Source organism: Bifidobacterium primatium (assembly GCF_002802875.1).
GTDB classification, from domain to species: Bacteria; Actinomycetota; Actinomycetes; order Actinomycetales; family Bifidobacteriaceae; genus Galliscardovia; species Galliscardovia primatium.
This window is the reverse complement of record NZ_PEBI01000004.1, coordinates 343,659-363,393: the sequence shown is the minus strand read 5'-3', so window position 1 is coordinate 363,393 and position 19,735 is coordinate 343,659. Positions and strand designations below refer to the sequence as shown.

General features: G+C 65.6%; 19 protein-coding genes. 6 read left to right on the top strand and 13 right to left on the bottom strand.

Going from position 1 to position 19,735, the window contains the following annotated elements; all coding sequences use genetic code 11:
• Positions 1 to 10: 10 nt before the first annotated feature.
• The 12 genes from CS006_RS09430 to CS006_RS09375 form a co-directional block, all read right to left on the bottom strand.
• Positions 11 to 292: an HU family DNA-binding protein gene (locus CS006_RS09430; RefSeq protein ID WP_093959424.1), complete on the bottom strand. Its 282-nt coding sequence runs from the start codon at positions 290 to 292 to the stop codon at positions 11 to 13.
• Between the two features lie 162 nt (positions 293 to 454).
• Positions 455 to 2,944 carry a lysylphosphatidylglycerol synthase transmembrane domain-containing protein gene (locus CS006_RS09425; protein ID WP_100511560.1) on the bottom strand — a complete coding sequence of 830 codons (2,490 nt, stop codon included), beginning with the start codon at positions 2,942 to 2,944 and terminating at the stop codon, positions 455 to 457.
• Entirely contained in the window at positions 2,944 to 4,374 is a 1,431-nt protein-coding gene (gene purB / locus CS006_RS09420; RefSeq protein WP_100511559.1) for an adenylosuccinate lyase, read from the bottom strand. The genes CS006_RS09425 and purB overlap by 1 nt, the downstream gene beginning before the upstream one ends.
• A 27-nt stretch (positions 4,375 to 4,401) precedes the next feature.
• Positions 4,402 to 5,889, bottom strand: coding sequence for an esterase/lipase family protein (locus CS006_RS09415; protein ID WP_100511558.1), 1,488 nt, complete (start codon positions 5,887 to 5,889; stop codon positions 4,402 to 4,404).
• Positions 5,886 to 6,245, bottom strand: coding sequence for a hypothetical protein (locus tag CS006_RS09410; protein ID WP_100511557.1), 360 nt, complete (start codon positions 6,243 to 6,245; stop codon positions 5,886 to 5,888). Before CS006_RS09410 ends, CS006_RS09415 begins: the two co-directional genes overlap by 4 nt.
• A gap of 170 nt (positions 6,246 to 6,415) precedes the next feature.
• Complete coding sequence (locus CS006_RS09405) at positions 6,416 to 7,024, bottom strand: DUF6466 family protein (protein WP_100511556.1); 609 nt, start codon at positions 7,022 to 7,024, stop codon at positions 6,416 to 6,418.
• Positions 7,021 to 8,037 (bottom strand): vWA domain-containing protein, encoded by a 1,017-nt coding sequence (locus CS006_RS09400; RefSeq protein ID WP_100511603.1) that lies wholly within the window; start codon positions 8,035 to 8,037, stop codon positions 7,021 to 7,023. Before CS006_RS09400 ends, CS006_RS09405 begins: the two co-directional genes overlap by 4 nt.
• Positions 8,038 to 8,039: 2 nt before the next feature.
• A complete protein-coding gene (locus CS006_RS09395; RefSeq protein WP_100511555.1) occupies positions 8,040 to 9,113 on the bottom strand; it encodes a vWA domain-containing protein in 1,074 nt (357 codons plus the stop codon).
• The gene (locus CS006_RS09390; RefSeq protein WP_133119560.1) at positions 9,110 to 9,589 is read right to left on the bottom strand and encodes a hypothetical protein; all 480 of its coding nucleotides are present in this window, start codon (positions 9,587 to 9,589) and stop codon (positions 9,110 to 9,112) included. Before CS006_RS09390 ends, CS006_RS09395 begins: the two co-directional genes overlap by 4 nt.
• Before the next feature lie 47 nt (positions 9,590 to 9,636).
• Complete coding sequence (locus tag CS006_RS09385) at positions 9,637 to 10,629, bottom strand: DUF58 domain-containing protein (RefSeq protein WP_100511553.1); 993 nt, start codon at positions 10,627 to 10,629, stop codon at positions 9,637 to 9,639.
• Complete coding sequence (locus tag CS006_RS09380; RefSeq protein ID WP_100511552.1) at positions 10,626 to 11,693, bottom strand: AAA family ATPase; 1,068 nt, start codon at positions 11,691 to 11,693, stop codon at positions 10,626 to 10,628. The genes CS006_RS09385 and CS006_RS09380 overlap by 4 nt, the downstream gene beginning before the upstream one ends.
• Before the next feature lie 135 nt (positions 11,694 to 11,828).
• Positions 11,829 to 12,536 (bottom strand): uracil-DNA glycosylase, encoded by a 708-nt coding sequence (locus tag CS006_RS09375; protein WP_100511551.1) that lies wholly within the window; start codon positions 12,534 to 12,536, stop codon positions 11,829 to 11,831.
• A gap of 149 nt (positions 12,537 to 12,685) precedes the next feature.
• On the opposite strand from CS006_RS09375, the gene CS006_RS09370 reads away from it, so the two are divergent.
• From CS006_RS09370 to groL, 3 genes are all read left to right on the top strand, one after another.
• Positions 12,686 to 13,345 carry a LytR C-terminal domain-containing protein gene (locus CS006_RS09370; RefSeq protein WP_165777330.1) on the top strand — a complete coding sequence of 220 codons (660 nt, stop codon included), beginning with the start codon at positions 12,686 to 12,688 and terminating at the stop codon, positions 13,343 to 13,345.
• Between the two features lie 214 nt (positions 13,346 to 13,559).
• A complete protein-coding gene (locus CS006_RS09365) occupies positions 13,560 to 13,763 on the top strand; it encodes a cold-shock protein (protein ID WP_100511549.1) in 204 nt (67 codons plus the stop codon).
• Positions 13,764 to 14,010: 247 nt separating this feature from the next.
• Entirely contained in the window at positions 14,011 to 15,627 is a 1,617-nt protein-coding gene (groL, locus tag CS006_RS09360; RefSeq protein WP_100511548.1) for a chaperonin GroEL, read from the top strand.
• A gap of 213 nt (positions 15,628 to 15,840) precedes the next feature.
• Here the strand turns inward: groL and CS006_RS09355 are convergent, their stop codons facing one another.
• A complete protein-coding gene (locus CS006_RS09355; protein ID WP_100511547.1) occupies positions 15,841 to 16,131 on the bottom strand; it encodes a WXG100 family type VII secretion target in 291 nt (96 codons plus the stop codon).
• Positions 16,132 to 16,283: 152 nt separating this feature from the next.
• Between CS006_RS09355 and CS006_RS09350 the strand changes: the two genes are divergently transcribed.
• The 3 genes from CS006_RS09350 (at position 16,284) to CS006_RS09340 (ending at position 19,735) form a co-directional block, all read left to right on the top strand.
• Positions 16,284 to 17,138, top strand: coding sequence for a TPM domain-containing protein (locus CS006_RS09350; RefSeq protein ID WP_165777329.1), 855 nt, complete (start codon positions 16,284 to 16,286; stop codon positions 17,136 to 17,138).
• A gap of 3 nt (positions 17,139 to 17,141) precedes the next feature.
• Positions 17,142 to 17,885 (top strand): response regulator transcription factor, encoded by a 744-nt coding sequence (locus CS006_RS09345; protein ID WP_100511545.1) that lies wholly within the window; start codon positions 17,142 to 17,144, stop codon positions 17,883 to 17,885.
• Positions 17,886 to 17,965: 80 nt separating this feature from the next.
• Positions 17,966 to 19,735 carry a sensor histidine kinase gene (locus CS006_RS09340; protein ID WP_165777328.1) on the top strand — a complete coding sequence of 590 codons (1,770 nt, stop codon included), beginning with the start codon at positions 17,966 to 17,968 and terminating at the stop codon, positions 19,733 to 19,735.

Below are 19,735 nucleotides of genomic sequence, written 5' to 3'. Positions count from 1 at the left end.
CGGCTTATGCTTACTCGGCGACGGCCTTCTTCAGCAGGGAGCCGGCGGAGAGCTTCACACCGTAGCCGGCCGGAATCTTGATGGTCTCGCCCGTGCGCGGGTTACGACCGGTGCGGGCGGCGCGCTTCACACGCTCGGCGGAGAAGACGCCGGTGAGCTTCAGGCCTTCGCCGGACTTCAGGGACTCGACGAGCACTTCCTGGAAGGCGTTCACAGCTGCCTCGGACTGGGCCTTGGTCAGGTTGGACTTCTGAGCGATCTTGGACACCAGGTCAGACTTGTTGTATGCCATAATGCACAATTTCCTTCTGTCAGTGGGTCAACCCTCTAAATCGGGAAAACCCTTGGAACACAACCGATTGTAACGTATCGCTGGGGCAATTTACGCATTCTTCGCGAAAAACCCGCCCTTTTGGCGTTTGCGTGAAGATTCTGTGCCCGATACGTCTGCGACTCATAGCAAATCATGGGAATTCATCCATTTCATGGCCATGCCGCCGATGGGGATGCGCAGCCAGTACGTGAGCAGACGGAACAGCATCGTGGACGACAGAGCCACCGCCGAGGGGATGCCGACCGAGGTGAAGCCCAGGGTCAGCGCCGCCTCGATGGCGCCGAGGCCGCCCGGCGTCGGAACGGCCGAGGCCAGCGTGTTGGTCAGCACGTAGATGAACACGGTCTCCAGCGGATTCGTGTACTGGCCGAACGCCATGAGCGACGCCCAGAAGCTCATGCCCAGCATGGAGGTCTGGAACAGCCAGCCCAGCGTGGCGATCGCCAGCCTGCGCGGTTGGGACAGCAGGTCGACGAGCTGACGGGCGTAGGAGAGCACCACCGGCATCACCTTGTCGAGGACGAGCCTTCTGGTGAACGGGATGATCATGACCAGCGAAACCACCGCGGCAGCCAGACCGATCACCGTGACCAGCGTATTGGTGGGAATCATGCCCGAAAGCGAATTGCGGCCGGTGAAGACGCCGATGACCAGCAGCAGCGACGTGATGGCGATCGCCTGGATCACGATGATGGCGCTGGTAATCGCCGTCGCCGCCGAATTGCGGTAGCCGCTCTTGCGCAGATACTGCAGCATGACGAACGCGGGGCCGACGCCGGCGGGCATCGATATGGTGGTGAAACCGGAGGCCGCCTGCACGGCGAGCACGCCGGAGGGATGGCAGCGGTCCCTATCGACATACACGTACAGCGCCACGGCGGAACCGACCCACGACAGCAGGCCGAAGAGATAGCCGAGCGCCGCCATCCACGGGTTCGCACGGGAGACCGCCGTGATGACCTCGTGCATGTTGAGCTGGGTGAACACCACGACCACCGCCACGATGATCAGGGCGATCATGATGACCGAACGGGCGTTGAAGCGGGAGAGCGTGACCTGGGGGAGAGCCTCGGCCTCCTCGGCCGGTGCCAGCGCGCTCAGACCGCCGCGCAGCTCGCGCATGGTCTGGCGCGACCAGAACTCATCGGCCTTCGTCTCCTGGGGAATCGCCACGTTCTGCACGAACGGCACCAGCGCCACCAGCGCCTGCCTGCCCCAGCAACGCTCCGCGCACGCGATGACGCGGGCTATGCTGGTACGGCAGCTCAACGCCGTCAGCAGCTGGATGCGGTCGATGGCGACGTTCGCCGCGGAACTGGCGTCGTCGCCGTTCTGCCACCCGGCAAGCACCAGACGGCCGGAAGCGGACCGGGCGAACGACATGGGCGTGATCGCGCGATGCGTGATGCCGCGCGCGTTCGCCGTGCCGAGATACTCCATCACCGACGTCAGGTCATCGTCGTCGACCTCGTTCCAGTCGACGGGCGAACAGGGGTGCGTGCCGGCGAAGACGACGATGGACGATTCGCCCACCTCGGCGCGGCCATACACCTCCGGCGTCTCCAGACCGATGTTGCGCAGGGTCAGCAGCAGGTCGACGTGATGATGCGTGGTCGCGCTCATCGACCGGTCGGTGCGCAGGTCGACGCCGCTGGCCAGGCGCAGCCACTGCCACAGCTGGGAGAGATAGCCCACGGTGCGCGTCTGTTCGTCGCGGACGGACACGATATAGGTGTCGCCGTCACGGGTCTTCGCCTTGTAGATGCGCGACAACGGCGCCAGATCGTCGACCAGCGACGGGCGTTTTGCCCCGGCCGGGCCGTGGATGCCCTCCTGCCGGATCAGTTCCGACACGTCCAGTCCTATGGACGACATCGACTGAACGATCTGCATGCCCCACGCGCCCTTGTTCTGCGTGCCCATGGCGAACCGCACCAGCAGGCCGATGAGCCGACCGCTGGCCAGGGCCACGGCCACGCCGGCGATGGGATCGATGGAGATGACCACCAGCAGTATGGCCAATGAGAACAGGCTGTTCCATCCCCATTTCACCGTACCGCGCAGCCGATGCGGGCCTGCTGCGGTAAGGAACGCGGCGAGGCCGGCGAACATGTCGGGCAGCAGCGGACCATGTCCCAGCACACCGGTGGAGTCCAATGCGGTCACCAGCTGGTCGGAGCCGAACAGGTCGATGACGAGGCTGAGCCCGCCCGCCAGCCCGTAGCCGAGGAACATCGAGACGATGGAGACGATGGCCTGCACCCATTCCCTGGCGATGAGCAGCTGCACGAGCACGGAGCCCACCACCAGCACGGTGACGACCTGCTGCAGCAGCGATAGCGGCAGCTCGACCAGCCAGCCCACCGCGGTGCCGGCATGATGCACGTCGGACTCCACGCCGCTGGATATGCCGGTGAGATACACGGAGGCCAGCATCACCAGCACGGCGATGGCGACGGCGCCGGCGGCGCTCACCAGATCGGAGAAATCATGGACCCTGGTGGGAGGGACGTCGCAAATGGAGACGTCGTCCCCTGCTGCCTCGGCGGATGCGTTGGCGGAGGGAACGACGTCTTCGGAAATATCGGTTGAATCGTCGCGAACGGACATCAGTCGAAATCGACGAGCTTGTCGGCGATACCGGTGTAGGTGGCCGGGGTCAGCGCGCTCAGACGCTTCGCGGTCTCTTCGTCGAAGTCGAGCGTGGCGATGAAGCTCTCCACATCCTGCTTGGAGATGGAGTGGCCGCGCATGAGCTCCTTGACCTTCTCGTACGGCTTGTCCATGCCTTCGCGGCCCTCGAGGGCGGCGGCGCGCATGGCGGTCTGGATCGGCTCGCCGAGCACCTCCCAGTTCTCGTCGAGCTCGCGTTCGATGACGATGTCGTTCGGGTGGATGGAGTTCAGGCCGCCCAGCAGGTTGTTCAGGGCGAGCAGCGAGTAGCCGAGGCCCACGCCCACGTTGCGCTGCGTGGTCGAATCGGTCAGGTCGCGCTGCCAGCGGCTCTCGACCAGCGTGGCGGCGAGGGTCTCCAGCAGCGAGCAGGAGATCTCGAAGTTCGCCTCGGCGTTCTCGAAGCGGATCGGGTTCACCTTGTGCGGCATGGTGGAGGATCCGGTGGCGCCCTTGACCGGGACCTGGGCGAACACGCCGCGGGAGATGTACATCCATACGTCCACGCACAGGTTGTGCAGGATGCGGTTCACGTGGCTGATCGTGGAGTAGAGCTCGGCCTGCCAGTCGTGGCTTTCGATCTGCGTGGTCAGCGGGTTCCAGGTCAGACCCATGCGGTTGGTGACGAACTCGCGGGAGACGGCGACCCAGTCCACGTCCGGATAGGCGGCCAGATGCGCGCCGAACGTGCCCGTGGCGCCGTTGATCTTGCCCAGGTACTCCTGGTCGGCGATCTTCCTCATCTGGCGGCGCAGACGGTACACGTACACCGCCAGCTCCTTGCCCAGCGTGGTGGGCGTGGCCGGCTGGCCGTGCGTCAGGCTCAGCATGGCCTTGTCCTTGAACTCCTCGGCCTTGCCGGCGAGATGGTCGACGATCTTCTCGGCGGCCGGGGTCCACACGTTCTCGACGGCCTGCTTGATGCACAGCGCGTAGGAGAGGTTGTTGATGTCCTCGGAGGTGCAGGCGAAGTGCACCAGCTGCTTGATGTGCGGCAGCTGCGTGTCGGAGCCCAGCGCCTCGGGGGCCTTGTCGAGCTGGTCGTCGATGTAGTACTCCACGGCCTTCACGTCGTGGTGGGTGATGGCCTCGTGCGCGGCCATCTGGGCGATGCCCTCGGCGCCGAAGTTCTCCGGGATGGCGCGCAGGTACGCGATCTCGGCGTCGGTGAACGGCTTCACGCCGCCGACGATCGGGCCGTCGCCCATGCCGTTGGCCAGCAGGATCATCCACTCGACCTCCACGTGCAGGCGCTCGCGGTTGAGCGCCGGCTCGCTCATGTACTCGGTCAGTTCGGCGGTCTGCTTGTGGTAGCGCCCATCCAGCGGGCTCAGTGCGATTGCGGGGGAGATGTCAGTCAACTTCATGCACAACACAATACGTGAAGCCGTACCCTACTTGGATATGCGGCCGCGCCAGTATGTGGTCTCCTTCAGCTCGCCGCCGATGACCTCCCGGAAATGCCGCTCATGGCCCTGCAGCGCGGTGGAGCCGAGCTTCTCGGCGTCGCGCCACGTCGCCTTCATGTAGTTCATGTCGTGCGTGATGGACTTGCCGTCCCCGGTGTTCTCCACGGCGGTTCCCCGTTCGACGCCGAGCGGCTGGCTCATGCCGCGCACGGTGAGCCATGTGGGCGACATCGGGTTCTGGGCGCCGTCGAGGTTCGACACCAGCTCGTCGTTCACCTCGATGCTCGTGACCCACGTGTTCGGGCCGATCGGATGGTTCGCGACGGGCGACCCGGCGGTGACGATGTGCTGGATGTTGTACTTGTCGGAGAAGTCTGCGGCCATCGTCGCCGCCACAATGCCGCCCTGCGAATGGCCGACGATGGCCACCGGATCGTCGGGTCCGATGCCGGCTCGGCTCATGGCCTCGTCGACCATGCGCGCGCTGTCGGCGGCCTTGCGCTGTTCGGCGTCGGAGCTCATCAGCTCCACGTTCGTCTGCCAGCTGAACGGCGAATCGAAATGTCCGTCGGTGCCGGGCACCGTGACCATCCACGCGGTCGTGCCGTCGTCGCGCAGATAGCGCTGGATGGCGATGGAACCGTAATCCACCTTGTTGAGCCTCATGTCATGCACGTTCGTCAGGGAATCCGCGATGGTCCGCGTCTCGCCGATGCCATGCAGCGGACGTATCCGGGTCACCATCAGCCTGTCGCCGAACGCGGCGTTGTTCAGGGGAGCGAGATACTCCGATATCTTTCCCGCGGCCTCGTTGACCTCGTTCGTGGATACGGCACCGTGCAGCTTCGCCTTGCCGCCCGTGCCGTTGGTGATGCCCGTTCCCAGCGCCGCGAGCAGGCCCTCCTGCGCCCACCACGAATCGGTCACCGCATATATCGGGTTGAACCGGCCCTCCTCCAGAGAACCCTTCAGCACGCTCGCCCCGGCCAGCGCCGCGAATATGCCCGCGGCATACCCCGGCTCCGTAAGCGCGCCGAGCTGCAGCATCTCGCCCACGATCCGGGCCGCGGCATGTTCGGCATTGGAATACAGCGAATACGCGCGGATGATGCGGTCGGACAGGTCCTGCAGCGTCGACGAGAGCTTCGCCGCCTCGGCCGCCCGCGCGTTCGCGTGGCTTGTCACCGCGGCATAGTCCAACGACACATGCGCTCCGCCCGTTCCCCCGACCACGCACGAGCCGTCGGCCATGACGGAACCGGATGCGGCCGTCCCGCCGAGTTTCGGGCAGAACGGGGCGGCGGAACGCCGGTGCCGCAGCTGTATGGGCAGCGACTGCCAGTGGCCGTCTATGCGTTCCGCCGCCAACGCGGCCGATTCCAGGGCCTTCGCGACCTCGCCGAAACGGTCGAGGTCGGCGCTCGTCGTCGTTCCCGTTCCGCCGTATACGCGGGATTTCACATGCGCGCTCATAATACGGCCTCCGCGCTGTCGAGGAACCCTGCGGTGCCCCGCGATCCCGATTCGAGGTCCTGCGCTAATACGGAGGCCTTGCGCACCGTGGCGTGGAAGCGTTCTCCGGCCTCGCCCTGCCAGGTGAGCGTCGCCGCGGAGGCCAATGCGTCGGCCGCCTGCTGGGCGATGACCGCCGACGATGCGGCCAGGGTGAGGGCCTGCGCGCGTGAGTCCTCAAGCACTGCGGCGCAGCCGCATTGCGCGGCCGGCGTCTGGCCGGAGGAGGCGCGGATCGCCTGTGCGAGCGGACTGCCCGACGGCGCCTGGCCGAAGGAGGCCTGTCCGAACGATGGTGTTGGGGTGTTCTGCGTCATACCGCGATTGAACCATGGGCATCCCGCGCGTGGGAACCTCCTCCGGCAATGTTGACGAACGGCCCACCCATGCGACGAAAATGTGGATGGATGGGCCGTTCGTCAACATCGGTCCGATGATTCGCTCGGCGCGCCGGGCCGATGCCCGTTGCGCCGGAGGACGGTCCGCGTCACCAGGGTTTGGCGTTGCGGTTGGTGTCGCCCTCCGTCTTGGTGGAGTCGCTTGGCGTATTGCTCACGTTGGCCTTCGAGCCTTGCGAGTTCTGCCTGAGCAGACGATCGATCTTCTCGGCGTCGGCGCTGTCCTGCGACGAAGCCTTGCCCGACTTGCCCTGAGCGGTCTTCCCGCCCGTGGCCGTGCCGTTCGACGTCGTGTTCTTCCGGCTCTTCTGTCTGTTGAGGTCGGACTCGATTTGCCGGGTCAGTCGCGCGGATTGCGCGGCGTTGTCGGCGATGGTCCTCTTCACCTGCGGCAGCTGCACAGCCGAAAGGCTTTGCGCATCGGCGAACTGCGCGTCGTTCTGCTGCTGGGCCTTCCGCAGCGCGTTGAGGTCTGGCGAGTCCTTGGCATAGGCGGCGATGGCGGCGTTGAGGCCGGACACCGCCGTGTTGTTGGTGGACAGCGAGCTGAGGTTGAGCGCCGCCACCGCAGCGCCGACCAGCATCAGCGCAGCCAGGATTCCCAGTGCCACGCGCACCGCCAACGGCGCTCGTGCGGTGCCGGCTGCGGCGCGTGCGGCACCCCTCGTGCTCTTCGTGTTCTTGGAGCTCCGGTTCACAGCAGCCTCCTTGAGGTTCGGGCCCAGTCCACGGCCTCCCATGCGAGCAGCAGCGTCAGCAGTATCGCGAACGGCCACACCAGGGGAACGACCCGCTCGCGGTCCTGATGCGTGTTCGCCATGCGGTAGTCCTTCGACGTCGTCTTCGCGTCCTGCGAGCCGAGCGTCCGATCGGCGTCCGCATGCACGTATGAGCCGCTCATCTCGTCGGCGATGGTCTTGAGGCTCTTCTCGTCGAGCATCGACACCCCCGGCTGCTTGGTCGTCGGGTCGGTGACGAATTTGTCGGACCGGATGGCGCCGGTGCTGTCGATCTGCGGTATCCTGCCGCCCTTGGTCGAGCCCACGCCCACCGCGACGGCGTCGTCGGCATAGGCACGCAGCGAGGAGAACGTCCGTCGGGTTTTCGTGCTGGTCTGCTCCCCGTCGGAGATGTAGTAGACCAGCATCGTGTCGTCGGGGTGCTGGTCGTGGGCGCTTTTCATCGTCGTGAGCAGCGGGTCTATCGCCTTGTCCAGGTTCGATCCCGCCGAGGACGACGTCGGCTCCAGCGTCAGCGCCTCGGCCCAGTTCGTGATGGCCTGCGCGTCCGGCGTCAGCGGGACGTCGAGCGTTCCGGAGGTGCCGAAGCCGACGGCGGCGAAGCTCGCGTCGGGATACAGCGCGGTGATGTCGGCGACGGCCTTGCGCGCCGCCTCGATGCGCGTGATCGTCGCCGACGATCCGTAGTGCGCATCGGCGACCGCCATGGATCCGGTGATGTCCACGGCGATGAACACGTCGGTCGTGTTGACGGCCTTGCTCTGCGTGACCCGCACCGTGCCCGGCGTGACCAGCATGACGGCGATCGTGACCGCCGCGAGTATGCGGCGGACATACGTCGCCTTCGTGGCGTCCACATGTCGGCGGCTCGTCATCCACATCACATGGCCGATGGCGGCCGCGATGACGAGTGCCGCCAGCAGCGGCGAGATGATCCACCCGAACACGGGGGAGAGGGTCAGTCCGTTCAGATTCATCGTTGCAGCCTCCCCGCCGTCAGCAGGAATCCCAGGAACAGCACCACGATGACGGGAATCCAGTACTGCGGGGCGTCCACGAGATTCGATTGGTTCCGCTTCTCGTCGTCGGCATGGCGTTGGTTCTCGATGGTCCGCACCAGGGCCGACACCGACGAATCGCCGCCCTGGGTGAGGAACGTGCCCCCATGCGACTCGATCTGGCTCTTCATCTCCAGCGTGGTCTGCTCGCCGTTCGTCGAAACCGGTCCGGAATACAGGCCGTCCACCACGATTCCCGAACGCCTCGTCAGGTCGAGCGCCTTGCCCAGCTGGTATGTCGGCGTGCCGGAGAGCACGTTGTCGGTCGCCAGCACGATGGACGCGTTGCGGTTCGTGTTCGCCGAACCGCCCGCGGCGGTGAACTCCGGCAGCATGGCGGCGCAGCTGACCAGTCCGTCGCCGATGAGCGAGGTGACGTTCTTGCGGTTCTGCGTGCCTTCGAGCCAATCGGAGACCTGCTGGTACTGCTCGTCGCTCATCTTGTCGATGCTTTCCTGATTGACGACGCCCTTGAGAATCGTGTTCGCGTAGGACAGCTGCTTCTCGACGAGGTCGTAGTCGTCGGTCAGCGGGAACACCGTGCGCGACGTCGAGTTGAAGATGCTCAGGCCGATGCGCTCGCCCTGGAAATGCTGGATGAGGTCGAGATACGTGGCGATGACCTCGCGGTCGTACGGCAGGGTGGAGCCGGAGACGTCAAGGCACAGGATGATGTCGCGGGTGGAATTGCTGCTGGACTCCGAATCGATGTGCGACGGCCTCGCCGCCAGCGTCACGGCGGCGACCAGGCCCAGCGTCAGCAAGGCCACGGCGACGCGGTTGAGCAGCCGCCACCGACGCCACTGCGCGGCGACGTATTCGGTCTCCATGTCGTCGTCGAGATTCCATACCCGCGCGTCGGCATCGCCGCCGTCACGTTGCGGGGCGTCGCGACGGGCAAACCCCCACAGGAGCAGCGCGCCCGCCGCAACGATGACGAGGCCGATCAGGGCCCACGGCCACTGGAACGTTATCCATGATGACGTCATGCGCGCCACCTTTCCACAAGCCTTGCGACCCAGCCGGCGGCGTCGTCGACCGACGCGTCCGCATGGGCGTGGGTGAACGGGCCGGCGAATTCCGGCGGATACAGCGCCGAGATGGTCTGACGCAGCAGATCGAGGCCACGGCCGTTGCCACGGGAGCGCGGCAACGTGCGCAGCTCCGCGAGCGTATGGCTGGTGACGTCCCTACCCAGACGCGACGACGCGAACCGGCGTGCGATGCCCGCAAGCTCGCTGAACGCATCGTCCTCATCGATCTCGCCGGCATGGAACCGTTCTCGAACATCGTCGATCTGACGCAGCCACTCGTCATTTCCCGTCGACCGGCGGTGCACGCCGCCCGGCGCGGGCACGACGCGACGCGGCCGTCCAAGCGCCATCACGATGACGCACAGCAGCACCGCCGCAACCGCCAACGCCACGGCGGCGGCGACGAACGGCCTGACGTCCGTCTGACTCACCGGTGCGAACCTCTGCGCCGAGAGCGTCAACGAACCAAGTCGAGACATCACGACAATCCTCCTGACGTGTCCGATCCCCCTGACGCATCCATGGCCGTCACGTCGCCGGCGCCCGCAGGCGGCGACTGACGGAATCCGCCCCTCGCCAGCGTCGTGGAGACGAGGGACACGAACTCATTGAACATGGCGTCGCTCGAGGCGCCGCGTATCATCGTCGAACCGTTTTTCACGACCTCGCGCGCGGCCGCAGCGGCCTGGAACTCTCGATGGACGTCCACGCTGGAGGCGACCTTCTCCGTCCTCATGAACGCGGGGACGCGGCGGCCGTCGCGCGCGTCGACGACATGGTCGAACCGGTCGGTGAAGGCGAACGGGTTGATGGTCGACACATTCACCGTGATGATGGGATGCGTCTGCGCCAGCGTCCGCAGCCGACGGGCGCGCTCGCCCGTCCACACGGCCTCGTCGGTGGCCAGCACCACCAGCGACCTGCGGTTGCGAATCCGGCCCGCATAGTCGATGAGCGCGTCGAAGTTGCGGGGACGGACGAAATCGCGGTCGAGCAGGTTGTCGAACACATGCTCGAACTTGGCGAAACCGCCGTTGAACGGCACGCGCGTGATATGCGAGTCGTCGCCAAGCACGATGGACAGGTCGTCGCTGCGTCGCAGCGACAGCATCGCGAACATGCGCAGTGCGTTGGCGGCCACGTCGATGGCGCGTTCGCCGCTCGGGCAGGCGCCGGTCATCTCTCGGCCGATGTCGAGCAGCAGCCATACGTTGCCGTTGCTCTCCCGCTCCTTGTCGATGATCATCGGGCGTCCCGCGCGGGCGCTCGCCTTCCAGTCGATGAGACGGGCCTCCTCGCCGGGCTCGTACGGGCGGATGTCGAGATAGTCATAGCCGGTTCCCCGCCGGGACGCGGGATGCTCGCCCTCCAGCACGCCCAGGGCCTTGATGACGGTGGGCAGGCTGAGCCGGGTCCCCAGCGATTCGATCTTGCGACGAATCGGGTCGCCTGACCTGGGCGCCTCGATCATGGTACGGGAACCGCCTCAAGCATCGAATCGATGACCTGATCGGCGTTCACGCCCTCGGCCAGCGCCTCGAACGTCAGCAGGATGCGGTGGCGGAACACCTCGTGGGCGAACGCCTTGATGTCCTCGGGCACCACATAGTCGCGGCCCGCCATCAGGGCATGAGCCTGGCCGATGCGCACCAGGGCGATGGACGCACGGGGGCTGGCGCCGAGACGGACCAGGCTCGACAGTCCCTTGATGGGGCGGGGCCCCCCGCCGCGGCTGGTCTGCGCAAGCTCGACGGCGTACTTCATGATCGGCTGGGACACATGGACCCTGCGGGCGCTCGTACGCAGGAACTCCACGTCGGCGATGGAGATCGCGGCGGGATCGACCATGGCGTCCTGCTGATCGGTGCCGCGTCGGGTGAGCAGGTCCAGCATGGCGATCTCATCGTCCTCGGTGGGGTAGGTCAGCACCGTCTTCATGTAGAAGCGGTCCATCTGCGCCTCGGGAAGGTTGTAGGTGCCCTCCTCCTCGATGGGGTTCTGCGTGGCGATGACCATGAACGGCCTCGGCAGCAGGATGCGCTCGCCGCCGATGGTGGTGGCGCCCTCGGCCATGGCCTCGAGCATGGCCGACTGGGTCTTCGCCGAGGAGCGGTTGATCTCGTCGAGCAGCACGAGGTTGGCGTGGATGGGGCCGATCTGCGTGCTCATCTTCTGGGTGGAGAAGTCGAAGATCTGCGTACCCACCAGATCGGAGGGCATGAGGTCGGGCGTGCACTGGATGCGCTTGAACGTGCCCGAGACGGATGTCGCCAGAATCTGCGCGGCCGTGGTCTTCGCCAGACCGGGGACGGATTCGATGAGCATGTGCCCGCCGGCGACCAGGGTGACGATCAGGGATTCGCGCAGCGTCTCCTGAGCCACCAGGCCCTGGGCGAAGTGCTGGCGAATGCGGTTGGTCAGGTCCTGCACGCGCTGCAGGTCGTCACGCGACACCGTGCCGTTGCCCGGGGTCGCGATCGGGGTCATCGGCAGGTCGGCCGGTTGCTGTGAAGGTCGGGGTGGGAATAAAGCCATGCAGTCCACTGTAACGTGCCGCATGACTTTTCACGCCGCATAAGCGTGCGGCGAACCCCGGCCCCGCCCCCGTCGGGGTCCGCCGCGACAGGGGCGGGGCCGATTCGTGTTCCTCCGTATTCCGTTGGAGAGGCTCTACGCCTCGGCTGCGGGCAGCGACCAGTCCACGGGCTCGGCCCCCATGGATGCCAGTGCCTCGTTGGCCCGGGAGAACGGCCTGGACCCGAAGAACCCGTATCGTGCCGACAGCGGGCTCGGATGCGGCGACTTGATGATGACGGCGTGTTTGAGCAGCGGCTCGAGCGTCTGCGCCTGCCGTCCCCACAGGATCGCGACCAGCGGCCGGGGATTGCCTTCGTCGTCGGTGCGGGAGTCCAGTGCCCGGATGGCGGCGTCGGTGACCTGCTCCCAGCCCTTGCCGCGGTGGCTGGCGGGCTTGCCGACCTGCACGGTGAGGCATCTGTTGAGCAGCATGACGCCGCGCTGCGTCCAGGGTGTCAGGTCGCCGTTCGCCGGCCGGGGCACATGGACGTCGTCCATCAGTTCCGTGTAGATGTTGCGCAGGCTTCCCGGAATCGGATCGACCTTGGGATCGACCGAAAAGCTCAGCCCCACGGGATGGCCCGGGGTGGGGTAGGGGTCCTGGCCCACGATGAGCACCTTGATGGAATCGAAGGGAATGGTGAACGCGCGCAGGATGTTATGGCTCGCCGGCAGATACCGGCGTCCCTGCGCCAGCTCGCCGCGCAGGAAATCCCCCATGGCGTGGACCTGCGGCTCCACGTCGGCAAGCGCATGGGCCCAGCCGGTTTCGACGAGCTCGTCGAGATTCTTGATCGTCATGGACCCCACTGTAGGACATGCCCGCCGATATCGGCCGTCCCTTGAACTACGATGAGGACAGACGTACATCCGACGGGGGATTCGACCACGGCGCTGGTACACTGTGGTTGTTGAAACGAGCGGTTGTCGCAGATGCAAGAGGAGTTCGCATGTCCGATAAGCAACACGGTGTCTATCCGGCCGATGAGTTCGACAATCCCTCGCAGGGGCCGGTCGGTCTTCATCGCGGGCCCCGCAGTCTTGCGTCCCGTGCGCTGCCGTACGTGATCGTGCTGCTGGTCGCCGCGGCGCTGGCGTTCGGCGTCTTCGCATGGCTCTCCCACGCCAACGCCGGCTCGTCGTCGGAGGCGTCGCAAAGCGCGTCGACGTCCGTCTCCTCCGCGACGTCGTCCAAGTCATCCAAGTCGGCATCCACGAAGACGGCCACGAAATCCGCCACCAAGGCGGCGACCACGGCGAGCCAGACGCCGACCGCCACGGAAACGGCCACTCCCACGTCGACGCCGAGCACGACGACCCCGACCCCCACGGCGACCGTGAACAAGTCCACGTCCGTCACCGTATACAACGGCACCCGTCGCTCCGGTCTGGCGGCCTCGAGCGCGACGACGCTGCGCAACGCCGGCTACGCATCCGTCTCGGCAAGGAACCCCAGCAACCGCAATACGTTGCCGTCGACGAGCACCGTGTGGTACTCCTCCTCCGAGGACGAGGCCACCGCCCGCGACATCGCATCCCAGCTCGGCATCGCCCAGGTGACCCGGGTCGACGGCCTCGGCACCGGGGTCGCCGTCGTCCTCATGCAGTGACGAAGGGGGCGCCGGACCCGTTCTGACCGCCATGTTTGTGCGGTTTGTCGGCGATTATGTAACGAAATTAACCTTTGCGATTATCGGATACGGACGATAACGGCCTAGAATAGGTAGCTAGCGCGCGGCGAAGTGCGCGACCGTCGAACTCCATGATGTGCGGTTTTGTCATGCGTGGGGCGGTGTTGGTACAGCTACTATAAGGGAAGTTGTTATGGCAACGGGTACGGTAAAGTTCTTCAACGCGACCAAGGGGTATGGTTTCATCACTCCCGAGGACGGCGGAGAAGACGTTTTCGTTCATTATTCGGCAATCAACGCTCAAGGGTATCGAACCCTGGATGAGGGGGACAAGGTCGAATACGAAGCGGAGAAGGGACCGAAGGGGATGCAGGCCACCAAAGTGACCAAAATCTGAACGGTTCCATGATGTGATGGCCCCGATGCGCGGTGTGGTGTGAGGCGCGTCGGGGCTTTTTCATGCCCTTTTCGCGTATTGCGCGCGTATTCGCTCGGCGAACAGTTGGCACTCTGCCGCCGAGAGTGCTAATCTCGCTTTTAGCACTCGAAGCGTGAGAGTGATAACGCGGCAGCTGACGGCCGGGTTCCTCGCGATCCGTGGACGGTGAATACGTAACACAAGCCATTTGGAGGAAATGACAACCATGGCAAAGATCATCTCTTACGACGAGGAAGCTCGCCAGGGAATGCTCGCCGGCCTCGACAAGCTGGCCAACACCGTCAAGGTTACGCTGGGCCCGAAGGGCCGCAACGTTGTGCTCGACAAGACCTACGGTGCCCCGACCATCACCAACGACGGTGTCTCCATCGCCAAGGAAATCGAACTTGACGATCCGTTCGAGCGCATCGGCGCCGAGCTGGTCAAGGAAGTCGCCAAGAAGACCGACGACGTCGCCGGCGACGGCACCACCACCGCCACCGTGCTCGCCCAGTCCGTGGTGCACGAAGGCCTGAAGAACGTGGCCGCCGGCTCCAACCCGATCGCCCTGCGTCGCGGCATCGAGAAGGCCACCGACGCCATCGTCAAGGAGCTCGTCGCCGCCGCCAAGGATGTCGAGACCAAGGACCAGATCGCCGCCACCGCCACGATCTCCGCCGCCGATCCCGAGGTCGGCGAGAAGATCGCCGAGGCCCTGGACAAGGTCGGTCAGGACGGCGTCGTGACCGTCGAGGACAACAACCGCTTCGGCCTGGACCTCGAGTTCACCGAGGGCATGCGCTTCGACAAGGGCTACATCGCCCCGTACTTCGTGACCAACGCCGACGAGCAGACCGCCGTTCTCGAGAACCCGTACATCCTGCTCACCTCCGGTAAGGTCTCCAGCCAGCAGGACGTCATCCACATCGCCGATCTGGTGATGAAGTCCGGCAAGCCGCTGCTGATTATCGCCGAGGACGTTGACGGCGAGGCCCTGCCGACCCTGATCCTGAACAAGATCCGTGGCACCTTCAACTCCTGCGCCGTCAAGGCCCCTGGCTTCGGCGACCGCCGCAAGGCCATGCTGCAGGATATGGCCATCCTGACCGGCGCCCAGGTCGTTTCCGAGGAGCTGGGCCTCAAGCTCGACTCCATCGACGCCACCGTGCTCGGCTCCGCCGCCAAGGTCATCGTCTCCAAGGACGAGACCACCATCGTCTCCGGCGCCGGCTCCAAGGAGGACGTGGCCGCCCGCGTCGCCCAGATCCGTGCCGAGATCGAGGCCACCGACTCCGACTACGATCGTGAGAAGCTGCAGGAGCGTCTCGCCAAGCTCGCCGGCGGCGTCGCCGTCATCAAGGTCGGCGCCGCCACCGAGGTGGAGGCCAAGGAGCGCAAGCACCGCATCGAGGATGCCGTGCGCAACGCCAAGGCCGCCATTGAGGAAGGCCTGCTGCCCGGTGGTGGCGTGGCCCTGATCCAGGCCGCCGCCAAGGCCGAGGGCGATGTCAAGCTCGAAGGCGACGAGGCCACCGGTGCCTCCATCGTCTTCCGTGCCATCGAGGCCCCGATCAAGCAGATCGCCGAGAACTCCGGCCTGTCCGGCGACGTGGTGATCGACAAGGTGCGCTCGCTGCCTGACGGCCAGGGCCTGAACGCCGCGACCAACACCTACGAGGACCTGCTGGCCGCCGGCGTCGCCGACCCGGTCAAGGTGACCCGTTCCGCTCTGCAGAACGCCGCCTCCATCGCCGGCCTGTTCCTGACTACCGAAGCCGTCGTGGCCAACAAGCCGGAACCGCCGGCCGCCGCTCCGGCCGCCGGTGCCGACATGGGCTACTGATCGGCGGATGAACCCCGCCCGGGGTATCGTCGATAGTGCTCGAATGCGCTGATGCGCATTGATGTGCAATCGCATTGATATGCAATGACCGGTTCCGAACCGGTGAAGGGCTCCGACCCATATGGGTCGGAGCCCTTTTCGCATGTCACCGCATATCACATGGTCATGGTTTCACATGGACCTCGGATGCGGGCTTCGATCGCCGGGCCGCGGTCAGCCGGCGAACAATCTCGCCGCCTGTGCCTCGGCGTCGGAATAGACCATGGACGCCTGGGCCAGGGCGTTCTGGATGGATTCCAATGAAGCCTCCATCTGCTGCTGGGCACCGCGCCACTGCGCGGCCACCGACGCGAACTGCGCGGAGGCGCCTCCCGTCCACACGCTTTGAAGCTGGTTGAGATTGGCGTACATGCCGTTCACCGCCTCGCGTATCTGGCTGACGGAGGCGGAGACGGCGGCGCTTGACGACTGTATCTGTTCGGAATCCACTTGGTATTGCGGCATGGGCGTTCCTTTCGCTGGTAGGGTGATGTCGTGGTCCACGGTTTCCGCGCTATCGCGGAGCCGTTACAGTTGAGGGTATGGAAAGCAATCAGATGGAGCCAAGTGTTATGGGGAATGTTGACGGACGGGGCACCCTCGCGGGGAAAATGTGGATGAACGCGGCCCGTGCCGCGCGGGTGTGGATGCTCGTGGCGTCGCTCATCATCGCGGCCATGGTCGGCGGGGCCGCGGCCCCGGCCGTCCACGCCGCCGATGCGACGTCCACGCCGTCGGCCTCCGCCACGGCGTCCGGCTCCTCCTCGTCCTCGGATTCGGGTGATGCGGTGACCGTCACCGACAACATCACCGATACCGAGAACCTGCTCGGCGACAACCTCGGCAAGGTCTCCGACGCCCTCGACCGGGTGAAGAAGGAGGACGGCGTCACCGTCAAGCTCATGTTCCTGCCGAAGTTCGTCGAAGGCAAGGATCCGAACGAATGGGCCAAGGAGGTGCTCAAGGCCACGAATCCCGCGCCGAACACGGTGCTGCTGGCCGTCGCTTCCGAGGACGGCAACCTCGTCGTGGCGGTCTCCGCGAACTCCGATGACTGGCTGAGCAGCAAGGAGGCGGTCGACTCGCTGTCGAAGGCCGCATGGGCGCCGCTGAACGAGCAGACCCCCGACTGGTCCGGTTCCGCGATCGCCCTGGCCACGCAGATATCCGCGTTGAAGAAGTCGTCCTCGTCGTCGCGCTTCAGCACGGTGGGCATCGTCGTCTTCGTGATCGCACTCGTGGTCCTGGCCGCCGCCGCCACCGCCTTCGTCGTCATCCACCGCCGTCGCAAGGCGAGGATCAACAGGCAGCTCGCCCGACGCGAACGCCGGCGCGCGCGCCGCAATGCGGGCTCGGCGAATGATTCCACCGACGGTTCGGCCGATGGTTCGTCAAGTGTCGGTTCGCCCGATGATTCAACGAACGATTCAGCGGACATTCAGGAAACATCCAGTACCGAGGTCCATGCTTAGACCATGAGCAAATCCATTGAAGCATCCATTGTTGTTGTCGACGACGAGCCGTCCATCCGTGAGCTGCTGGTGGCTTCGCTTCATTTCTCCGGTTTTGAAGTGCATACCGCCGCTTCCGGTTCCGAGGCCATCGAGGTCATCGAGAAGACCGAGCCGGACCTTATCGTGCTTGACGTCATGCTGCCGGACATCGACGGATTCACCGTCACCCGACGCATCCGCCAGGAGGGCATCGATGCGCCGGTGCTGTTCCTGACCGCCCGCGACGACACCCAGGACAAGGTCATGGGCCTGACCGTCGGCGGCGACGACTACGTGACCAAGCCGTTCAGCCTGGAGGAGGTCGTCGCCCGAATCCGCGCGATCCTGCGCCGCACGCGCGAACAGGTCGAGGACGATCCGATCATCCGCGTGGCCGACCTCGAGATCAACGAGGACTCGCACGACGTCACCCGTGCCGGCCAGGTCATCGAGCTGAGCCCCACCGAATACAAGCTGCTGCGATACCTCATGGACAACGAGGGCAGGGTGCTCTCCAAGGCGCAGATCCTCGACCACGTGTGGCAGTACGATTGGGGCGGGGACGCCGCGATCGTGGAATCCTACATCTCCTATCTGCGTAAGAAGGTCGACGGCATCACCTACACCGACGAGAACGGCGAGACCCGCAAGGTCGACCCGCTCATCCAGACCAAACGCGGCATCGGCTATATGATTCGTTCGCCGAAGTCGGCTCCGGGGGCGTGACCCTCGTGGGCGGTATGGCGCAGTCCGGCACCCCAGCCCATCCGGGTGCCGGCGGGTCCGGGTGCGCCGGTACGAGGCCGGTGGCGGCACACCCGCAGCAGGTGAAGAAGGGCAATTGGCTGACGCATCGTCTGGACGCCGTCTCCCTCTCCACGAAGCTGATCTCCATCATCCTCGTGCTGCTGCTGGTCAGCGGGGGCATCATCGCGTTCGCTGTGCGGCAGCTGGTGAGCGCCTACATCATCGACAAGACCGACACGCAGCTTTCCCGACAGTCGACTCTGGTGCTCAACAGCATCAGCGAGCTGCAGCAGTCCGACAACTTCGGCACGTTGGGCCTCATCGACTACTATGTGCAGATTCGCGACTCCGACTTCAACATCACCTCCACGCCGGTCGTGCCCAAGCTCTCCGACAACGTCATCTCCGAACCGGTGCTGCCGGTCTCGGGAAGCAGCGGCGGCGTCGAGTTCAACAAGCCGTACACCACAGCGGCGCGCGTGCAGATGTCTTCGGGCGGCGACGTGAGCCGCACGTCCCTGCAGATGGCCTCGGCGCCGTGGCGCGTGATAGCCGTCAAATGGAAGATGAACGGCAACGGCACCACGCCTGCCACCACGGGCGTGGCGTTCATCGCGTTGTCGCTGCACGACATGCAGGACACGCTCGCCATCATCACCAAGTACTTCCTCGTCGTGGGCATCGCCATCATGGTGTTCGCCACCGTCATGGCCACGCTCGCGATAGACCGGACGCTGCTGCCGCTCAAACGCATCGAAAAGACAGCCGCGAAGATCGCCAACGGCGACCTGTCGCAGCGTGTGCCGCCCGCCCCCGAGAACACGGAGGTCGGCTCGCTCTCCTCGTCGCTCAACCAGATGCTCTCGCGCATCGAGCACAGCTTCCATGAGCAGCAGGAGACCACCGAGAAGATGAAGCGGTTCGTCTCCGATGCCAGCCACGAGCTCAGGACGCCGCTCGCCGCCATCCACGGCTACGCCGAGCTGTACAAGATGCAGCGCGAATACCCGGGTGCGCTCGAACGCGCCGACCAGGCCATCGACCACATCGAGAAGTCGAGCACCCGCATGGCGAGCCTCGTGGAGGATCTGCTCTCGCTGGCGCGCATGGACGAAGGCCGCGGCGTGAACATCAACCAGAAGGCGAAGCTCCACGAGATCGTGGCGGAATCCGCCGAGGACCTCCACGCGCTCGATCCGGGCCGCTCCATCCGGCTCGGCGGCATCACCGTCGCCGGCGGGGACGCGCCGCTGGTCTCCGGCGACGGGACGCAGCCCATGCCCGCGCATCTGGCGTTCGTGCCCGGCAAGGTCGAGAACGTCACGCTGCAGGGCGACCCGGCCCGTCTGCGCCAGGTCATCACGAACATCGTGGGCAACATCCATCGCTACACGCCGGCTGATTCGCCCGTGGAGATGGGCATCTCCGTGGTGCCGGCGTCACTGCATCTGGTCGACCTGGGCAAGATGCCATCCACCGACGTGTCGCTGGACCAGTTCATCCAGGCGGCGCAGGTGGCGGCGTCCACCGGTTCCGGCCGCAGGTATGCCGTGCTGCAGGTCATCGACCACGGTCCCGGCATGCCGGGCAAGGCCAGGCAGAAGATCTTCGAGCGCTTCTACACCGCCGACCCCTCGCGCGCCCGCGAAAAGGGCGGCACCGGACTCGGCATGGCTATCGCGCAGTCCGCCGTCAAGGCCCATCACGGTCTGATCTGCGCCTCGGAGACGTTCAACGGCGGCCTCACCTTCACCGTGATCATCCCCATGCCCGAGGAGGCGCCGCAGGCGTCCCCGTCATCCGACGGCGTAGCGCCGGCGAAGGCGTAG